Annotated in this window: 16 protein-coding genes and 1 tRNA gene; 5 read left to right on the top strand and 12 right to left on the bottom strand. The window is 52.1% G+C overall.

Going from position 1 to position 18173, the window contains the following annotated elements:
- Positions 1-31 precede the first annotated feature (31 nt).
- On the bottom strand, positions 32-616 hold the full coding sequence (locus tag J7I43_RS13820; protein WP_209146266.1) for a helix-turn-helix domain-containing protein: 585 nt from the start codon (positions 614-616) through the stop codon (positions 32-34).
- Positions 617-730: 114 nt separating this feature from the next.
- Here J7I43_RS13820 and J7I43_RS13815 point away from each other — a divergent pair, with 114 nt between their 5' ends.
- Together J7I43_RS13815 and J7I43_RS13810 are read left to right on the top strand one after the other, a co-directional pair.
- A complete protein-coding gene (locus J7I43_RS13815) occupies positions 731-1297 on the top strand; it encodes a MarC family protein (RefSeq protein WP_209146265.1) in 567 nt (188 codons plus the stop codon).
- Positions 1298-1350: 53 nt separating this feature from the next.
- A tRNA-Arg gene (locus tag J7I43_RS13810) sits at positions 1351-1425 on the top strand.
- 91 nt (positions 1426-1516) lie between these two features.
- Here J7I43_RS13810 and J7I43_RS13805 read toward each other — a convergent pair.
- Positions 1517-2428: an alpha/beta fold hydrolase gene (locus J7I43_RS13805; RefSeq protein ID WP_209146264.1), complete on the bottom strand. Its 912-nt coding sequence runs from the start codon at positions 2426-2428 to the stop codon at positions 1517-1519.
- Between the two features lie 179 nt (positions 2429-2607).
- Positions 2608-2733 (bottom strand): YdeI/OmpD-associated family protein, encoded by a 126-nt coding sequence (locus J7I43_RS25025; RefSeq protein WP_209146263.1) that lies wholly within the window; start codon positions 2731-2733, stop codon positions 2608-2610.
- A 164-nt stretch (positions 2734-2897) separates the two neighbouring features.
- On the opposite strand from J7I43_RS25025, the gene J7I43_RS13795 reads away from it, so the two are divergent.
- The 3 genes from J7I43_RS13795 (at position 2898) to J7I43_RS13785 (ending at position 6803) form a co-directional block, all read left to right on the top strand.
- The gene (locus tag J7I43_RS13795) at positions 2898-4397 is read left to right on the top strand and encodes a glycoside hydrolase family 43 protein (RefSeq protein ID WP_209146262.1); all 1500 of its coding nucleotides are present in this window, start codon (positions 2898-2900) and stop codon (positions 4395-4397) included.
- A gap of 125 nt (positions 4398-4522) precedes the next feature.
- Positions 4523-5716: an MFS transporter gene (locus tag J7I43_RS13790; RefSeq protein WP_209146261.1), complete on the top strand. Its 1194-nt coding sequence runs from the start codon at positions 4523-4525 to the stop codon at positions 5714-5716.
- 211 nt (positions 5717-5927) lie between these two features.
- The gene (locus J7I43_RS13785) at positions 5928-6803 is read left to right on the top strand and encodes a COG4315 family predicted lipoprotein (protein ID WP_209146260.1); all 876 of its coding nucleotides are present in this window, start codon (positions 5928-5930) and stop codon (positions 6801-6803) included.
- A 49-nt stretch (positions 6804-6852) separates the two neighbouring features.
- Here the strand turns inward: J7I43_RS13785 and J7I43_RS13780 are convergent, their stop codons facing one another.
- The 9 genes from J7I43_RS13780 to pseB are packed head-to-tail and all read right to left on the bottom strand — an operon-like array spanning position 6853 to position 18164.
- Positions 6853-8373, bottom strand: coding sequence for a sulfatase family protein (locus tag J7I43_RS13780; protein WP_209146259.1), 1521 nt, complete (start codon positions 8371-8373; stop codon positions 6853-6855).
- A 50-nt stretch (positions 8374-8423) separates the two neighbouring features.
- The gene (locus J7I43_RS13775; RefSeq protein ID WP_209146258.1) at positions 8424-9878 is read right to left on the bottom strand and encodes a capsular polysaccharide export protein, LipB/KpsS family; all 1455 of its coding nucleotides are present in this window, start codon (positions 9876-9878) and stop codon (positions 8424-8426) included.
- 18 nt (positions 9879-9896) lie between these two features.
- Positions 9897-10943, bottom strand: a complete 1047-nt coding sequence (gene pseI, locus J7I43_RS13770; RefSeq protein WP_236023368.1) for a pseudaminic acid synthase — start codon at positions 10941-10943, stop codon at positions 9897-9899.
- Positions 10940-12403 (bottom strand): UDP-2,4-diacetamido-2,4,6-trideoxy-beta-L-altropyranose hydrolase, encoded by a 1464-nt coding sequence (gene pseG / locus J7I43_RS13765; protein ID WP_209146257.1) that lies wholly within the window; start codon positions 12401-12403, stop codon positions 10940-10942. Before pseG ends, pseI begins: the two co-directional genes overlap by 4 nt.
- Positions 12403-13722: a glutamate-1-semialdehyde 2,1-aminomutase gene (locus tag J7I43_RS13760; protein ID WP_209146256.1), complete on the bottom strand. Its 1320-nt coding sequence runs from the start codon at positions 13720-13722 to the stop codon at positions 12403-12405. The genes pseG and J7I43_RS13760 overlap by 1 nt, the downstream gene beginning before the upstream one ends.
- The gene (locus tag J7I43_RS13755) at positions 13712-14473 is read right to left on the bottom strand and encodes a cytidylyltransferase domain-containing protein (RefSeq protein ID WP_209146255.1); all 762 of its coding nucleotides are present in this window, start codon (positions 14471-14473) and stop codon (positions 13712-13714) included. Before J7I43_RS13755 ends, J7I43_RS13760 begins: the two co-directional genes overlap by 11 nt.
- Positions 14470-15339, bottom strand: a complete 870-nt coding sequence (locus J7I43_RS13750) for an aldo/keto reductase (RefSeq protein WP_209146254.1) — start codon at positions 15337-15339, stop codon at positions 14470-14472. The genes J7I43_RS13755 and J7I43_RS13750 overlap by 4 nt, the downstream gene beginning before the upstream one ends.
- Positions 15323-16006, bottom strand: coding sequence for a class I SAM-dependent methyltransferase (locus J7I43_RS13745; protein WP_209146253.1), 684 nt, complete (start codon positions 16004-16006; stop codon positions 15323-15325). Before J7I43_RS13745 ends, J7I43_RS13750 begins: the two co-directional genes overlap by 17 nt.
- The gene (gene pseB / locus J7I43_RS24765; protein ID WP_236023367.1) at positions 15999-18164 is read right to left on the bottom strand and encodes a UDP-N-acetylglucosamine 4,6-dehydratase (inverting); all 2166 of its coding nucleotides are present in this window, start codon (positions 18162-18164) and stop codon (positions 15999-16001) included. The genes J7I43_RS13745 and pseB overlap by 8 nt, the downstream gene beginning before the upstream one ends.
- Between the last annotated feature and the right edge of the window lie 9 nt (positions 18165-18173).

Raw genomic sequence — 18173 nt, 5'->3', positions numbered from 1 at the left:
GGGTTAAAGGGTCTGCAAAGTGGCTGTGGGCTTACTTTTCGCCGTCCTGGAAGAAATATATCACTAGCAGCAGCGCATCGTCTGCCCCGATGTTGGCGGGTTTATGGCCGAAGCGGCCGTCGAAGAAGATGGAATCGCCGGTTTCGAGGACGAATTTTTCATTGTTGATGAGGTATTCCACCGTGCCTTTGATCACATATTTGTATTCATAGGCGTCGGTTTTCACGATCTGGCTCCGTTTGGCGCCGGCTTTGAGCTCGAGCAGCACGATATCGGCGGGGCCGGCTTTGATATTGCGGGTGAGGATCCTTTTATAAAGGAAACCTTTGGCGTTTTCCTTTTCGAAAGCCTGGTATTCGTCTTTTCTTTTGATGACCACTTTGGCGGCCTGTTTATGCTGGTTGATGTCGTTGAAGAACTCGTTCATATCCAGGTTCAGCGCGCGGATGATGTTCACCAGCACCAGCAGCGAGGGCACGGTACGGTTATTTTCGATCTGGGAAATGAGGCCTTTGCTCACGTCTGCCTTATCGGCCAGTTCCTGCACGGTAATTCCTTTCGCCTTGCGTTTTTCCTTGATCTTATTGCTGATCTGAATGATGATATCTTCTTGCATAGCGGGATTTTAGGTTTGCCTGAAACGGGGCTGTGCTGAAATACCGGCCAAATTAGATATTTTAGCTCATAATCAGGCGAAAAGAATACCCTACTTTTGCAAAAATTCCATCATATGTTCAGCATCGACCAGATCATTACCGTAGGCTTTACGTTGTTTGCAGTGATAGATATTTTGGGTTCCATTCCGATATTGTTGTCTTTGAAGGAAAAAATCGGCGAGATCAATGCTGTAAAGGCCACCCTGGCGTCCGGCGTGCTGATGGTGGTGTTCCTGCTGGTGGGGGAATCGTTCCTGAAGCTGATGAGCGTGGACCTGCAGAGTTTTGCGGTGGCCGGTTCCATCGTGATATTCATTATCGGGATGGAGATGATCCTGGGCATCGAGTTCTTCAAAAGCGAAGACACCAAAACCGGCAGCCTGGTGCCTATTGCCTTTCCGCTGATCGCGGGCTCGGGCACGCTTACCACGATCATGTCGCTGAAGGCCGATTTCGGGGATTATAACATCCTGGCAGGCATCCTGGTGAACCTGGTGATCATTTACGTGGTGTTGCGCAGTCTCAGCTGGATAGAGCGTATTCTCGGGAAAGCCGGCCTGATGGTGGTCCGCAAGTTTTTCGGGGTGATATTGCTGGCCATTGCCGTAAGGATTTTCAAGAGCAATATCGGCACGTTATAAAATTCTTCAGAAAATTCCGAATTTACATTAGTTTTGCGTTCCTTCGCGGAGCAGGCCTCGTAGTACAATGGATAGTATAAGAGTTTCCGAAGCTCCAGATCCTGGTTCGATTCCAGGCGAGGCTACCATACCGGAAAAGCGTTTTTTACCGACGCTTTTCCGGTTTTTTATTTCCGCCAAACCCGCGCCCAACATCGCAGTTTCTTCTACCGCCCCCCTTCAACGCACAAATTCAAAAACAGCTTCTTCAAACGCTTTATTCTTTTCGTAATAAAGCATATGCCCACCAACAATTTCCTTTACAGTCTGTTTCGGAAAACTAAACCGCTTATAATGTTCGGGACCAATATTATTATCTGCAGTGCCGGAAATCACCAACACCGGCACATTGAGCCGGCCGGTAGCCAGGGAGAAATCTGTAAAATATTCTTTCATACCCAGCGCCAACCGGCCAAAGTCATAATTACGCCTGGTAGAATTATCAACACTATCCAGCATGGCTACATTCACTTCATTGTGAGATAACATCATATATCCATTACCGCTCTTCCGTAATGCGGTAATCGCTTTGACGTATGCCGTCAGCGTATCTTCTGCCGCATTGGACCCAAAGTTTGTACCAAGGGTTTTATTAACGTAAATAATCTGGTTTGCCAACGAATGATTGATAGACAATGTTGCATTCAGCAGTATTAAACCTTTCACGTACTCTGGATATTTTAACGCGTAATTAAAAGCCAGTATGCCACCAAAAGAATGCGCCAGCAAGTAAATCTTTTTTTTACCAGTGGCTATACGTATATCCTCAATATCCTGCACCATCCTGTTCAAGCTGTAATCGCCATTTTCCGGCGATTCGGATCGGCCCGAACCCCGCTGATCGTAGTACCACATCGTTAGTTTTTTCTCCAACACATTTCCACCCATTACTTCAAAAGACTTGCTCCAGGCGCCCGGGCCGCCGTGAACAAAAATGCAGGAAGTACCCTTTCCGGCCGATGTAAGAAATAATTTCACATGATCACTGGTCATAAAAGAACTGTCGCTCAAAATGCCGGCATTAAGGCGGGGCTGGCCGTAACTATTAAAAGAAAGTAAAATGCCGGTAGCGATAATGATTATCCACTTCATGACTAGCTGAAATAATTAGTTTGAAAAATTGTACTAAATATACGAATGTTAGGCGCAGCAGCACCTTCAATTACCGGTTTCATAAATTCTTTCTATAGGAACACCCTTTTAATATAAAACCATTGTAAATGCCCAACCACAATTGCGCTACAACATGTTATCATCCACTGAAGTTCTATTCACCCCAATCTCCCCATCCTTTTTATCCGGGTTTCAGGCCGCTTCGCCATTACTAACCCCTGCAAAATCACTTTTTCCGCCGAGCGGCTCAACCTCTCAAAGATTTCCGCCAAACCTTCTCCCATCGTATATTTCAGCCGGGCCGCTGTGTTTATTCTCCCGGTTCGAAGTCAAAAACTTTTATCCTCCTTCACTTTTTTTACCTTTATACCTACAGACCCGGCCACCGCCTCCACAAGGCGGTGGTCGTAATTTAAAGACGTATTCAGCATTCATTCACCGGTTCACAATGAAAAATTACTTCAACTGCTTATTGTTCCTGGCGGGATTTGCATTTGCCCACCCCGCGATAGCGCAAAGCCGCTCCGAAGCTTTTATATCCGGCGACTTCGCCGACCCTTCCATCATCAAAACCCCCAAAGGATATTACGCCGTCGGCACCTCGTCTGAATGGGCGCCGCATTTCCCCATCTATACCTCTCAAAACCTCCGGGATTGGAAACAGGCGGGTTATGTTTTCGACAAAGCGCCGGAATGGACTTCCGGTTCTTTCTGGGCGCCCGAGTATTATTTCCACAACAACACTTATTACCTCTACTATACCGCCCGCCGGAAATCCGACAACGTTTCCTGCATCGGGGTGGCTACTTCGCAATACCCGGACAAAGGTTTCAAAGACCATGGCGTGATCGTCAGTTTCGGCAAAGAAGCCATCGACGCTTTTGTGTATAACGACAACGGGCAGCTGTATATGACCTTTAAAGCGTACGGCCTCGACAAATGGCCCATTGAGCTGCTCGGCAGCAGGTTATCTGCAGACGGCCTGAAACTCGAAGGGGAAGTGTTTTCCATGTTGAAAGATGAACAGCGTTTGGGAATGGAAGGACAAAGCATTCTCAAATCAGGCGATTTCTATTATTTATTTTATTCTTCCGGCAACTGTTGCGGCAGCGGCTGCAGCTATAACGTGCGTGTTGCCCGCTCGAAAAATTTTAAAGGCCCGTACGAAGATTACAGCCAGAACCCCATATTGCAGGCGAACGAGGCCTGGAAATGCCCCGGCCACGGCACGTTCGCAAAACAGGACGATGGAAAATATCTCTACCTCTACCACGCATACAACCAGGAAAGCAGCGTATTTACCGGCCGCGAAGGCATGCTGGCGGAACTGACATGGCAAAACGCCGGCGGATGGCCGTCTTTCATAAGCCGCCAGGCAGATAAAGCCGCGGCAGACATCGCCACATCGTTCAATGAGAAAAAACCGGCGGTTTACTGGCAATGGGATTTCCGCAATTCCACCCCCCTCATCCGCCAGGAAAAAGGAAAGTTGTACCTGTCCGGTGCATTCAAAGATGAAAACAAAACCGGCGTGGTACTCACCGTTCGCCCGGCGAGCGATCGTTTCGATCTCATCACGACCGTGACCAACCGCAATGAAGCGCTCAAGGGGCTCGCATTTTACGGCGACGCCAACGCGGCAGTAGGAGTTGGCGCGGTGAACGACAAAGTGGAATTCTGGATGGTTAAAGACAATCAACGAACGGTGATCGCCACGCAAAACATCAACGCCGCGCCCGTACAATTAAAACTTACCATGCGCCCCGACCGCACCTGCGAAGTATTTTTCAAACAGTACAACGGCGACTGGCAACCGGTTGCTCCCGGCACAAAACAGGATATCGGCTTTTTACCGCAGTGGGACAGAAGCCCCCGGCCCGGCCTTCATTTCAAAGGAGCATTCCCTCTCCGGGCGGAATTTTCGGATTTCGAATTGATCAACCGGTAAAAATATCACCCCGGCCCGTAAACGTTTTTACGGGTTTGTTTTTCATGGCCTGATCGCCCCGCTACAAAGTCCAATGTACACCCCGGTAAATGCTGAGCTATCGCGTAGTTTTATAGCGTATGAAAATGAAGTCTCCTGAATTTATCGCTCTTTCCGCCAGCACGATGATGCTCACCGCGCTCGGTATCGACGTGATGCTGCCAGTGTTCGGCGAGCTGCGCAAACATTTCGGTCTCGACCCTGAATCCACTGCCACGGCGCAGATCATCGGGTTCTTTTTTATGGGGCAGATCGCGCAGATCGTGTTCGGCGTATTATCAGACCGGTTTGGCAGGCTGGCGATCCTGCGCGCGGGATTTCCGTTGTACATCGCCGGCGGTGTGGCCGCCACTTACGCTCCCAGCCTGCCGCTGATGTTTGCGGCGCGGTTTATCGCGGGCATGGGCGCTTCGGCCGTTTTTATGAGCACGATCGCGGGTGTGCGCGACCGGTATGTGGGCGACCGGATGGCGCGGATCATGTCGCTGATATTGACGATATTTTTGTCTACCCCGGTGTTTGCGCCCTTTCTCGGGCTGGCCGTGCTGCATGTTTTTTCGTGGCGCATGGTGTTTCTGACCCCGCCGATATTTGCGGCCGTCGTGTTCCTGTGGTCGTTCAGGCTGGAGGAATCGCTTCCTCCGGAAAAACGTACGCCGCTCAACTGGTCTGGCGTGGGCGGTTCCATCAGGAAAATTGCGGGCAACCGCGTTTTTCTCCGTTATACGGTGATCACTACTTTGCTTTTCACAGGGTTGAGCTCTTACGTTGCCAGTTCGGAACGTATTGCGGGGGAGATTTACGGCCGACCGGACCTGTTTGCGTGGATCTTCGCGGGCATCGGGCTGGTAATGGCTTTAGGCACGCTCACCAATTCCTTTCTTTCCACGAGATACGGTGCGCGGCGCACCGTAAAATGGCTGCTGCTCATTTATACGGCAACGGCCGGCGTGTTGCTGCTGATCTCGCTCTTCACCGGCGATCCACCGGGCATGACTGTATTTTTTGTCGCCGTCGCTTTGCTGATGGGCCTTAACCTGACCATCGAGCCGAACAGCAGCGCGCTGGCGCTGGAACCGATGGGCAATATGGCGGGAATGGCGGCCGCGGTGTACGGAACCTCTTTCTTTTTTATCGGCGCCACGCTCGGCTCCGCTATCAGCAACCTGATGACGCACGGCGTGTTCCCGCTGGTACTTAGCTTTTTCGCGATCGGTATCGTAGCGGTGCTGCTTGTTTTTGGCGACCGCCGGCCGCTGAACAGGGAGCAATCTTCTTAAACAGCTCACATCGCTTTTTTTAAAACCTGTCTGCCAGGCCGGTTTTTTTTACGCTGAAACAAAAACCACAGCCAACCTTTTCCGGATTACTGCCGTATACAGTATCGGATTTTTCACCAGGCCATTTCATTACCGGGCGCCCTAGCGGGAGCTGTGCAAAACAGCGCCCCGGAATTGTATTGCCTGTTCATACTTAAATACGCGTACCACAATGAAGACCATCACTACCAAACTGTTGCTCGGCCTCTGTTCGGCCGCAATCTTCGCCATGCCGGCCTGTAAGGACGATAACGCCGAGCCGGAACCTCCAAAGCCTGTGATCGCCGTTCAGCTGAAAAGCAACGCCACGCTGGGTAATTTCCTTACGGACAAAGACGGCCGCACCCTTTATTATTTCGTGAACGACGCCCCGCTCACCAGCAACTGCGCCGGCGGATGCGCCGCGCTCTGGCCCGCTTTTAACGTAGACGATCTCACCAAAGACAATATCGGCGCGGGCCTCGAATTTTCCGACTTCACCGCTATTACGACCGGCGGTAAAAAACAACTCACCTACAAAGGGAAACCGCTCTATTACTACGCCCCTGCAGTAAACGGCGTGAACACGCCCGAAGCGGCCGGCCGCACGGACGGTGAAAAAGTAGGCGGCAACTGGTTCGTAGCCAAACCCGATTATTCCATCATGCTGGTAAGCGCCCAGCTGGTGGGTAACGACGGAAAAAATTATACCTCCGCGTACGTGGAAGGGAATGGCAAAACCACCTTTTTTACAGACGGCAACGGCGTGACGCTGTACACGTTCAAAAACGATAAAAAAGACGACAACAATTTCACTGCGGCAGATTTTTCCAACAACAACGTTTGGCCGATCTATGAAACCGACAAGATCACCGTTCCTTCTTCTCTGGACAAAACCCTGTTCGGCTCCATCACCGTTTTCGGAAAAAAACAGCTGACCTACAAAGGCTGGCCCCTGTATTATTTCGGGCAGGACGGTAAAGTGGCAGGCCCCACGAAAGGCGTGTCTGTACCCGCTCCCGGCGTATGGCCCGTGCCTGTAAAAGATATGACCGCGGCGCTGCCGTAATAAAAAAGCCGGCTGCAATACACAGCCGGCTTTTTCTCTATCGTTCCTTTCAGCCTTTATCGAGAATTTTCATCGCTTCATCGTCTTCGTACTGCGCGATCTGTTTGCGCAATTCCGCTTTCAGGCTTTCCGTGATCTTTTCGGTTCCTTTCGTGCCGTAAATATTATGCAGCTGCATCGGGTCTTTTACAAGATCGTACAGCTCCCAGGTATCGCTCTGGCCGTAAAACCTCACCAGCGTATACCGTTCCGTGCGCAGCCCGAAGTGCGGGTATACGTGATGCGGCTGTGGGAATTCGTAGTAATGATAATACGCCGCTTTGCGCCATCCGCTTTTGTCCGCACCGCGTTTCACCAGCGGCATAAAAGACGTGCCCTGCATTTCTTCCGGCGCTTTTACCCCCGCGATGTCGAGAATGGTCGGCGCCCAGTCGATGTTCGTCATCAGTTCGTTCACTTTCGTTCCGGGTTTGATCACCCCGGGGTAACGCACCAGGAAAGGCGTGCGGAGCGATTCTTCATAAATGAACCTTTTATCAAACCAGCCGTGCTCTCCCAGGTAAAAACCCTGGTCTGAAGCGTACACCACCACGGTGTTTGCGGCAAGGCCGCTTTTATCGAGATAATCCAGCAGGCGGCCGATGTTCCTGTCCAGCGAGCGGGCAGTGGAGAGATAATCTTTCAGATAACGCTGGTATTTCCACTCGTTGAGCGCATCGCCGCTGAGTTTTTTGTTGTCGAACTCTTGGGAGATCTTATCGTAGTAGCCTTTGAATTTTGCTTTTTGTTCCGGCGTAAAGCGGCCATACAGGCCACGGTTGTAATTCGCGTGCACTTTCAGGTCTTCCGCGAGGCGCATCGTTTTTTCGATGGTCATGTCCTGGTTTTGCGCGGCCACGCGGTTTTTGTAATCGTCTTTGAAGGATTTAGGCAGCGGGAAGGTTACGTTGTCGTATGCGCCGAGGTCCTGCAGATCGGGCAGCCATTCGCGGTGCGTGGCTTTATGGCCCACTACCAGCATGAAGGGTTTGCTCGTATCGCGTTGCTGCAGCCAGTCGATAGATACGTCTGTGATCACATTGGTCACATAACCCGGGACCCGCGCGGTATCTTTTCCTTTTTCGATGAAATCGGGATTGTAATAGCTGCCCTGGCCCGGTAGAATACGCCAGTAGTCGAAGCCTTCGGGCAAAGCGCCGAGGTGCCATTTGCCGATCCAGGCGGTTTGGTACTGGTGTTGCTGCAACACGCGGGGGAAAAGCAGCTGGTTGACATCGAACCGTTTTTCGTTGAGCGTGTACCCGTTTTTATGACTGTACTTGCCGGTGAGCAAAGTAGCGCGGCTGGGGCCGCAGATGGAATTGGTGACGAGCGCGTTGCGGAATATCGCGCCTTCTTTCGCGATCCTGTCGATGTTGGGCGTTTTTGCGAGTTTGCCGCCATAGGCGCTTACCGCCTGGAAAGCGTGGTCGTCGGAAAAAATAAAAATGATATTAGGGCGTTTTTCCTGGGCCTTGCCGATACCGGAAAGCAGCAGGAAAACAAAGGGCAGTAATCTTCTGAGCAGCATTATGAAAGCATTTTATGTGTTCACAGTTGTTCTCAAATATACTCATCCTGCTATTTCTTTTTTAATTTTCCCAGCAACCGTTTCCCCTTCGCCAGTTTGCGCGTTCCTTTCGTAAGCAGGTAGTTCAGCGCTTTCTGCACCGGCGTCACCGCGATGCTTTTCCCCATGAACGTGCCTTCGAAAAGCGCTTCGGCTTTATAATATTTGTAGTAAATGCCTCTTTCCAGTTCCCAATAACCGTACTTCAGCAGGTCGTCTCCCCAAGGCAGCGGCTGCAAATCCTGCTCCAGCAGGGCCACGGCTTCTTCGTGTGTGGCAGGCATATAAAATCCCTTCAGCCTGTCGTAAAACGAATTGCCCAGCAGCACCACGGGTTTTCCCCAGAAAGCCGCTTCCACGCCGATGGTGGAACTAAACACCACCACGATGTCCGCGGCGTCCATCAGCGCGTACGTGTCGATCATTTCCTCAGCGCCTATCAGCGTCAGGTTTTTGAAACGCCGGCCGATCTCGTTTAATTCTCTCACCTGCGTGTTTTCCAGCCCTTTAAGATTGGGGTGTACACGGAGATAAAAGTGAATGTCCGGGCGATGCTCAAAACTTTCCAGCAGTTTGGCGATGCCGGCATTGTCGCTGGCGTATATCTTGCCGGAAATGCTAGCAATGCCTTCGTATTCGTCCAGCGAAGAGTTATACAATACGATGTTTTTCCTGTTCTTTTCGAAATCCGCCGGCAGGCTGCCTCTTTCCTGGTCCGCAGTGAACACGAACCACGATTGCATAATGCGGTTGCGGCGGTCTACAAAGAACTGCTTTCCCCTTTCGTGTTTCCCTTCCGGCGCTTTCTCCCATCCTTCTTCGATCTCATTCGCAAGCGCCGTCAGCGAGTGCGGCGTGCTGTTATCCCAAAGAATGTATTTCTCTATGATGCCGCCGCGCTCATGCGTCTGGAAATGGATGCCCCTTTCTTCGCAAAGCCGCATCATCGGGCGAATTTCGAGGTACCGGCCGTTAAAGAAGATCACCAGGTCAGGTTTCAGCTCGTCCAGCATCCGTTTTGCATTTTCATGCACGTACATGGCCGTCCAGATGCCGTCGCGGATCTCTTTTTTGAATTTCTCCGTATCGAGGCGATGGTCGCGGTAAGACGAGATCAGCGACGAAGCCACGCCCATACCAATGTCCGAGCCTTCGTACGTAAAGGCCTTCACTTCGTCTATCGACGGGAATTTTTCAGGGATAAGCGTTTCATCTACGGGCACATCCCCGAAATACAGGATCTTTTCGGAAGGGAGGCCGAGTATGTTGAACGAATTTTTCCGGCGGCTGCGGCAGTCGCGGCAGATCCATTCGGCGCGTGTGAAGTTGATGCAGCAGGTACGCAGTTCGCCACGGCATTGCACAAAATAGAGGTCATGGCCTTCCTTCAGCAGGTCGGTCGCGATCTCCATCTCGGTTTCGATATGCGGCGTGATGTTCATGCCGTTAAAAAATAAAACTTTCATGCTTCCTTATCTGCTGTATTAAATTCCGGTGATCGTAAGCGGAGTGCCTTGCTTATAGGCCATCCTGGCGGTTTGCCCGAGCAGCTTCTCGTAATATTTCGGATGGAGCCCGTCGCCGGGGCGGATCACGCGGATATTTTCGGCGGTGAATATTTCCCCGGGCTGAATGTCTTTCACCACGTAAATGGACCGTTTGAAAAGCAGGCTTTTTTTCTCCGCTTCCTGCACGCCGTACTGGATATGCCCCAGCGCGAGGAATGCATTGTTGGTGTCTTCCGCCAGCCGTTTAAATTCTTCCGGCTCCATCGAAAACGCACTGTCTACCCCGCCATCGGCACGGCGGAGCGTAAAATGTTTTTCGATCACCGTGGCGCCCAGCGCGGTAGCGGCCACCGCCACGCCGGTGCCCATCGTATGGTCTGAAAGGCCTACCTGGCAATTGAACAGCCGTTCCATATGCGGAATGGTGAGGATGTTGGTGTTTTCGGGCGTAGCCGGATAAGTGCTCGTGCATTTCAGCAGCACGAGGTTTTGGCAGCCGTTCTCCCGCAGCACATTCACCGATTCGCTGATGTCTGCCAGCGAACTTACGCCGGTAGACATGATCACCGGTTTGCCGGTTGCCGCTACTTTTTTCAGCAACGGCCAGAACGTATTTTCAAACGACGCGATCTTGTAACAGGGCACGTTCAGCGATTCCAGGAAATCCACCGCCGTTTCGTCGAAGGGTGAGCTGAATGCGAGAAGACCGCGTTTTCCCGCGTGCCGGAAAATAGCCTGGTGCCATTCCCAGGGCGTGTACGCCATTTTATAGAGGTCATACAGCTCCTGGTTGTTCCAGAGCGAATTTTCATCCCTGATGGTATAGGCGCCTTTGATAGTCATCGTGTCTGCCGTGTACGTTTGCAGTTTAATGGCGTGCGCGCCTGCATCCGCCGCGGCATCCACGATGGCCAGCGCCCTTTCAAGCGACTGGTTGTGGTTGCCGCTCATTTCCGCGATGAGGAAAGGGCGGTGGCCTGCGCCCACGGTATGCGGGCCTATTGTAAATTCCATCGGTTTCATGGTCGTGCGTTAAGTTTTAAAAGATACACATGACAGGGCTGGCCCTGGATGGTCTCTTCGTCGGATTTTAAAAAATTGAGCTGTTCGAACACCTGCATAGACGGGAGATTGGTGTTTTTCACCACTGCTTTTATTTCCCGGATGTCTGGCCGGGCGGCCTGCAGCGCGGCGATGCCCAGCCTTGTCACGGCCGTTCCCAATCCTCTCCCGCGAAAAGCCGCGTCTACGGAATAACCGATGGCGGCCTGCGAGCGGAGAATATCGATGTCGAAGCGGATCTGCCCTACGGGCTTGCCTTCCAGCTCCAGGATGTACATGCGCGCATCCGGCGCAATGATCTTGTTGTTGAACCAGGCGGCGTGCTCTTCCGGTTGGATGGCATTCTGGTTAAGCGAATGCTGCCGCACGGCGGGTTCGTTCGCCCATTCGAATATCGTATCGCTGTCTGCCGCGGTTACCCGGCGAAGGGTAAGCCGCTGTTCGGTATCGAGCTGGCGGAACAGCTTCAGCAGCCGCCGCGGAGATTTCCCGTCAAAAAAACGCTCCTGCTGTAAGGCAGACTGTGTAAGCGTTTCAGCATCCTCCACAAAAATATCTTCCAGCGGGAAAGCCAGCTTTTCCCCGGTAAAAAATCTATAAATGTCTTTTTGATTGTCTGCGATCTGCCGCAAATACAATTCGCCGCGCAGAGATAAATATTCATAAGACACGGTGCTGGGCGGGCAAACGGCGTAGCGGCATTTCCGCATCAGCGCCGCCATGGCGGCTTCGTCCAGGTTCTGCAACACTTCCGCGTCCAGGCGGTGTTTACGGATGTAGGTTTCCAGCGCATCCCGGTGCAGGTAAGCGCTGCCGGTTACCACGAAACATTTTTTAGCGATCCCTTTCCGCCTGAGCAGCTCCAGCACGGCCATCGTATCGTTCTTCGGATCTGCGCCGCCCATGGAAACCAGTATCGCGTCTTCGCGGGCGGTGTTTCCGTTTGGCTGCAGGAAGGAAGGACGCAGCAATGCATAGGCAGTGCCGAGATACGCGCGGGTTAAAGGTTCCAGTGAATAATCCTGTACCGTTAGGCCGCCCGCGTGATTGATCACCACGTCCGCCACAAAATGGTACGCATGGATATCGTCGATGCAAACGAGCTTATTGCCTTTTGTTTTCAGGAGTTGTTGATAACGCGTGTTGAAGGAATAACCGTCCAGCACCAGTATTTCATTCCCATCCAGCTGCTCCGCCCAATCTTTTGCTTCCGTTTCGAAGTCCGTTTCGGGAAGCTCCATCACGGGGAAACCCGCGTCTTCCACATATTTCCACAATGCTTTCGAAGGATTGCGGATATAAAACCGGCAATCGAACTCCCCGCGGAGCATCTGTGCCAATGCGCAGTTCCTGATCACGTGGCCCAGACCGATCTGCGGGCCGCCGTCGCAACGGAACAATATTTTTGTCTGCTTCCCCATTACAGGTATTTTCTGAAAACAGGTTTAGCCGGTTCGCCTTTCAAATGTTTTTCAAAACCATCTTCCAGCGCTTTGGCGTATACGTCCAGCGTTTTGCCGAAAGCGTCCGCAAAGTGCGCCACATCTTCTTCCGTATGCGAAAAACACGGTACGAACACACCCTGGAACAACACGCCGTTGCGGATCATCTCCTGCATGGCCAGCGTACGCAAACCCGCGCTGGCAGTCTTTTCCCTGTCTTTAAAAATAAAAACAGGCATCCAGTTGCAGGGCGCAATGCCCACGAAATCTCCGAGGTCGGCGCTTTTCACAGCTTCTTTACATTTCGCGATCAGCCGGTCGCCGATGGCATGATTATGCCCGATCACGTCGTGCTGTTCGAATACATCGATGGTGGCGATGGCCGCGCCGATATTATGCGTTTCGCCGCCGTGCGTGGTGGATACGAGGAAAACTTTTTCTTTCCCCGTTTCCCGGATGCCGCCCAGTTCCATTATTTCTTTGGTGCCGGTGAGCGCGCAGAACGAAAAGCCGTTCGCCACGCCTTTGCCCCAGGTAGCCATGTCCGGCTTCACCTTGTATTTGGTGAGCGAGCCGGGGAAAGCCGTTTTGTAACCGGTGATCATTTCGTCGATAATGTACAGCGCGCCATGCCGGTGCGTCAGTTCGATGGCTTTGGCGAGATAACCTTCCGGCAGGCCGAAATTCTTTTCCGGCTCGGAGATCACGCAGGCGATCTGACCGGGATATTTTTCGAACAATTCCCGCAGGGAATCGAGATCGTCGGATCTGTAGGTGACGGACAACGCGGAGATCTCTTCCGGGATACCTTTGTCGCAAACGGTTTTACCGATAAACCAGTCGTCGTACGAATAAAACGGATGATCACCGGGAAACGCGATGAGCTTCCGGCCCGTGTACGCGCGTGCCAGTTTAGTAGCCGCCGTGGTAACGGTGGAGCCATTCTTGGCGAATTTGATCATGTCGTGACCGGGAATATTTTTCAGGAAACGTTCCGCCATTTCCATTTCGATATACGCGGGACGTTGAAAGTTCACGCCTTTTTCGAGCTCCGCGCGCACGCGCTCCAGCACCGGTTCGTAAGCATGGCCGAGGATCACGGACGTGAGGCCCATGGAGCAATCCAGGAACCGGTTGCCATCGATATCCCATACCTGCGAGCCTTTACCATGACTGATGGCGGCGGGCGAGAGCAAAGGGAACTGGTCGTCGCCCTTTGAATAGGTATGCGCCCCGCCGGGGATCAGGTCGTGGATCTTCGACCTGAATGCATCAGACTTTATGAACTTATTCGTCATTCTCTAAAGATTTTTGATAGCCTTCGTTTCTTTTTATTTCATTGTTGATGGCGCGGATCGCCGGGTTGCTCAGCAACAGTTCCGCGTATGCTTCCATACTGGCGTCGGTGCCCAGTTCCGCCACCAGCGCGGCGATCACGTCGAAGTCGCGCTGCTCGTCCACCGTCATGCGCAGGCCGCCGAGCTGTACGCCGTCGTTGAAGTTCGCGGCTTTGAACATTTTTCCGCCCATAAAATCCGAGTTCTTCCGGATAAAGGGTGTCACATGTTCGCGGTCTGAAGGTAAGGCGGCTTCGTTCCAGGCTTTTTCCAGCGTGGAGAACCGGAATACTTCCACGTCCTGTCCGTCCGGGTAATTTTCCTCGAGCGTGTTGCTGCAATAATCCAGCTGATGCTCCAGCGTATAACGCACCACTTTGTCTATCACCTGCGGGTCTATCAGCGGGCAATCGGCGGTAAGGCGGATCACATATTCCGGCCGGATGTTTTTCACCGACTGGTAAAACCGGTCCAGCACATCGCTGGTGCTGCCCTGGAAATATTCCACGCCCAGTTTCTCGGCGACGCGTAATGCGGGTTCTATGCCGGGCTCCTTTGTGGTGGCCACTATCAGCTTACCGACCGTTGCGGCGCCGGCGATCCTCTGCAGGTGAATTTCCAGCAGGCTGCGGCCGCTTATTTCACGGAGGATCTTTCCCGGCAGGCGGGAAGAACCGATTCGTGCCTGTGTGATCGCCACTACCCGCATCATTTCCAGTTTACAGGGTTTAATAATGCCGCGTCTTCCACCGCGATGCCGTTCACCTGTTCGAACAAATGCCGGTAAGCCGGCGTGGCGGGCCAGATGGCATGCAGGTTTTCCCGCAGCTGCTCTATCGAATCCACGCCGATAAGCACTTTATCGACGTACGGTTGCGCCAGCGCGTAATTCAGCGCGAGCTGACCAAGCGGCACGTCGTGCGCCAGGGCGAGCTGCTGCAGCTTTCCCACATGAGGCGCTAATGGTGAGAGTTTTGCGGGAAAGGCGCTCGTGTCCTTAAAAAACAGCCCCTGCAGAAAAACCGAGCGCACATGGATTTCTTTTCCCGCTTCTTTTGCTTTCTCCAACAATGCGCCGCGTTGTGCGTGATTGTCCAGCAGGTTGAAGGGAAGCTGCACCAGTTCAATGTCTGCATCGCCGGTCACGGCTTCCAGTTCGCTGTTGGTATAAATGGAAATGCCGATCTTTTCGATCAGCCCTTTTGCTTTCAGTTCTTTTAATTCGTTCATCAACGCCGCATAACCCGCATATTCCGCAAAGCTGTGGAACATGTAGGAATACAGCCTGTCGATACCGAGCAGTTCGATCTTGCGGCGGGTATATGTTTCGATCTGCGCCTGGCCTTTGAATTTGGAAATGATGCTGAAACGTTTGCCTGTCTGCCGGTGATACGCCGCGATCACCGCTTCGGCTTCGCCGTACGCTTCGGCGGTATCCAGCATGGAAACGCCGTTGTCGCCGGCAAAATCCAGCATGTCGAACACTTCCTGCATGGCGGGCATGCCCTGCCGGTTGTTGATGCCGTAAGGAATGCCGAACTGAACGGTGCCGAGTATGATCTTATTTGTAGGCTGCATAGATATCTTTCTTCAACAGGCTTACGCTGCATTTGTTATAGTAATCGTCGCTGGAATCCGGCTCTTTGGTGCCAAGGTCGAACGAGCCTTTGAACACCAGCTGGTACAGTTCCGTTTCGGTAAAGATCCGGTCGTAGTTCTGTTTATAGCTGTATGCCTGGAATTGCGTGATATGCTGGTAATTGTTCTTGATCGTTTTTTCGGAGAAAAAATCCACGATGATGAGCATGCCCTTATCGGCCAGCACACGGTCTATTTCCGCGATCACTTTCAGCAGCAGCGGCCGGTCTATCACATAAAACACAAAACCCACCACCACCAGGTCAAACTGCCCGTCTGCGTATATGTTCATCTGGTCGGCGGTACCGGCGGACAAACGAACTTCCGGGTAAATACGCGTGCCATAATCCACGGCCTGCTGCGAAGGATCGATGCCGAACGCGTTCGTTTCAGGGAACAGTTTTTTGAGAGCAGCCAGCCGGTAACCGGCAGACGAGCCGATCTCCAGGATGTTCTGCGGTTTGATCCTGTAATTCCGGATGGTGCTGATCACGATATCTTCCCCGGCGCTGTAATTGTCGAGGTACGGTTTATTACGCTGGAACCATTGGTCCGCTTCATATTCCTGGAAGGCTTTCTTCTGAAAATGTTCCGTTTGCTCAGGCATATTTCAAAACGGTTTGGATGACGAAATCGAGATCCTCCTGTGTAAGGCTGGGGTACATAGGCAGGCTAAGGCATACCTCGTAAAATGCTTCCGAAAGCGGGTATTGGCCTTTCTGGTAACCGAGGCCCTGGTAGTAGGGCAATGTATGAACAGGTATGTAATGCACCTGTGCGTAGATGTGGTTTTCCCTCAATTTGTCGTATAGCTGTTTCCTGTTTTTAACCTTGATCACAAAAAGATGATAGGCATGTCCTTCTACGTTGACCGCTACGCTGAAGTCCACATTTGTTCCCTCGAATTTTTCCGCGTAATAACGGGCGATTTCACGACGGCGGGCGAGCCCTTTGTCCGCCTTCTTCAGTTGGGTAATACCTAAAGCAGCCTGAAAATCGGTAAGCCTGTAATTAAGCCCGAGATATTGCATTTCATAATACCAGCCTCCGTGGTTTTCCTGGAGTTTTTCGGGATCTTTGGTGATGCCGTGCGTACGCAGGAGCAGCAGCCGGTCGTACAACACAGGATCGTTGGTGGTGATCATGCCGCCTTCACCGCAGGCAATATGTTTAACCGGGTGAAAAGAAAAAATAGCCAGTTCCGCGAGCTTTCCGTTCCCACAAAACTGTTTTTCACCTTTGCTGTCTATAAAATATCCGCCGGGAGCGTGACATGCGTCTTCGATTATCCACAGCCCGTATTCATCGGCCAGTTTTCTGAATGCTTCGAGATTTACGGGATACCCTGCGTAATCCACGGGTATAATGCCTGTATAAGTTCCCCTTGGCGAGGCTTCCAGCAATGCCCTTACCTTGTTAATGTCGAGCGTGGCCGTTTGGGGATCGATGTCTGCGAACGTTACTTTCCCACCGCAATAGCGGATGCAATTCGCCGAAGCGGCAAATGTGATGGGGGTAGTGATCACATTGGAGCTTTCGTTCACATTCAGGGCCAGTGCGGCCAGGTGCAGGGCGGCTGTGCCGTTTGAAACAGCCACCGCATAACGTGCGCCGATATATTCCGCAAATGCTTTTTCAAATTCGGCAATACGCGATCCCTGCGTCAGGAAATCCGACTGCAGCACTTCTACCACCGCCGCGATATCTTTATAATCAATCTCCTGTTTGCCATAAGGGATGTTCCGGGCAACATGCGTGAATTTAGGGTCCACATGTTCCCGGATAAGCGTCCTGATCTCTTCCATGCCTATCCAACCGGTGTTTTCACCGGAACTATACCGAAAGTCCGGCGGAACTTTCTCGGCATTGAACGCTGTGACGAACTCTTTTGCTTTAAAATCCGGGTTTTGCGGAAGGATCACGTAGTGTTCGCCCAAATCGTACGTATGGGAAGCATCTGCGCTGGTGATCAATTCGTCGTGCAATTTTTCGCCGGGGCGCAGCCCGGTGATCTTAAGCTCACAATCCGGTCCTATGGCCGCCGCCATGTCGGTAATTTTATAAGACGGTATTTTAGGCACAAAGATCTCGCCGCCCCAGGCGGTCTCCAGCGCATGCAAAACCATATCCACCGCCTGCCGGGGCGTGATGCTGAAACGGGTCATATCAGTATCCGTAACAGGCAACGCCCCTTGTTTCCTTTTTTCCATAAACAGCGGCACTACCGAACCGCTCGCCCCCAGTACGTTACCATATCGCACTACTGAGAACCGTATCGGGTTGGCGCCCCTGATATTATTGGCGGCAACGAACAATTTATCCGACGCGATTTTTGTAGCGCCATAGAGGTTAATCGGGGACACCGCCTTCGCGGTGGAAAGTGCTACCACCCTTTCAACATTGGTCTCCAGGCAGGCATTGATAATATTTTCCGCGCCGTTTATGTTTGTCCGGATACATTCCATCGGGTTATACTCGGCTATAGGCACATGTTTCATTGCGGCGGCGTGGATCACGTAATCCACTCCCTTCAATGCCTTTTTGAGCCGGTCATAATCCCCCACATCCCCGATAAAGAATCTGATCTGCGGATATTGCGTTTCGGGATAATCCTGCGCCATCTGGAAATGTTTCTGCTCACCCCGGGAAAAGATCACCAGTCTTTTAATCTTCGGCCACCGCTCGAATACCTCGCGGGTGAATGCCCTGCCAAACGACCCCGTTCCTCCCGTGATGAGGATGCTTTTTCCATTTAAATCTAACATAAGATGATG

It is taken from the genome of Chitinophaga chungangae (genome assembly GCF_017742215.1).
Classification (GTDB): domain Bacteria; phylum Bacteroidota; class Bacteroidia; order Chitinophagales; family Chitinophagaceae; genus Chitinophaga; species Chitinophaga chungangae.
Note: the sequence above shows the minus strand (reverse complement) of the source record. Positions and strands in the feature narration are given on the sequence as shown.

Coding starts and splice junctions, on each gene's coding strand:
- J7I43_RS13785 (WP_209146260.1), top strand. CDS start 5,928: ATGAAGACCATCACTACCAAACTGTTGCTCGGCCTCTGTTCGGCCGCA.
- J7I43_RS13820 (WP_209146266.1), bottom strand. CDS start 616: ATGCAAGAAGATATCATCATTCAGATCAGCAATAAGATCAAGGAAAAA.
- J7I43_RS13745 (WP_209146253.1), bottom strand. CDS start 16,006: ATGCCTGAGCAAACGGAACATTTTCAGAAGAAAGCCTTCCAGGAATAT.
- J7I43_RS13805 (WP_209146264.1), bottom strand. CDS start 2,428: ATGAAGTGGATAATCATTATCGCTACCGGCATTTTACTTTCTTTTAAT.
- J7I43_RS13755 (WP_209146255.1), bottom strand. CDS start 14,473: ATGATGCGGGTAGTGGCGATCACACAGGCACGAATCGGTTCTTCCCGC.
- J7I43_RS13750 (WP_209146254.1), bottom strand. CDS start 15,339: ATGCAGCCTACAAATAAGATCATACTCGGCACCGTTCAGTTCGGCATT.
- J7I43_RS13815 (WP_209146265.1), top strand. CDS start 731: ATGTTCAGCATCGACCAGATCATTACCGTAGGCTTTACGTTGTTTGCA.
- J7I43_RS13775 (WP_209146258.1), bottom strand. CDS start 9,878: ATGAAAGTTTTATTTTTTAACGGCATGAACATCACGCCGCATATCGAA.
- pseG (WP_209146257.1), bottom strand. CDS start 12,403: ATGGGGAAGCAGACAAAAATATTGTTCCGTTGCGACGGCGGCCCGCAG.
- pseB (WP_236023367.1), bottom strand. CDS start 18,164: ATGTTAGATTTAAATGGAAAAAGCATCCTCATCACGGGAGGAACGGGG.
- J7I43_RS13795 (WP_209146262.1), top strand. CDS start 2,898: ATGAAAAATTACTTCAACTGCTTATTGTTCCTGGCGGGATTTGCATTT.
- J7I43_RS13790 (WP_209146261.1), top strand. CDS start 4,523: ATGAAGTCTCCTGAATTTATCGCTCTTTCCGCCAGCACGATGATGCTC.
- J7I43_RS13780 (WP_209146259.1), bottom strand. CDS start 8,373: ATGCTGCTCAGAAGATTACTGCCCTTTGTTTTCCTGCTGCTTTCCGGT.
- J7I43_RS13760 (WP_209146256.1), bottom strand. CDS start 13,722: ATGACGAATAAGTTCATAAAGTCTGATGCATTCAGGTCGAAGATCCAC.
- J7I43_RS25025 (WP_209146263.1), bottom strand. CDS start 2,733: ATGGGAGAAGGTTTGGCGGAAATCTTTGAGAGGTTGAGCCGCTCGGCG.
- pseI (WP_236023368.1), bottom strand. CDS start 10,943: ATGAAACCGATGGAATTTACAATAGGCCCGCATACCGTGGGCGCAGGC.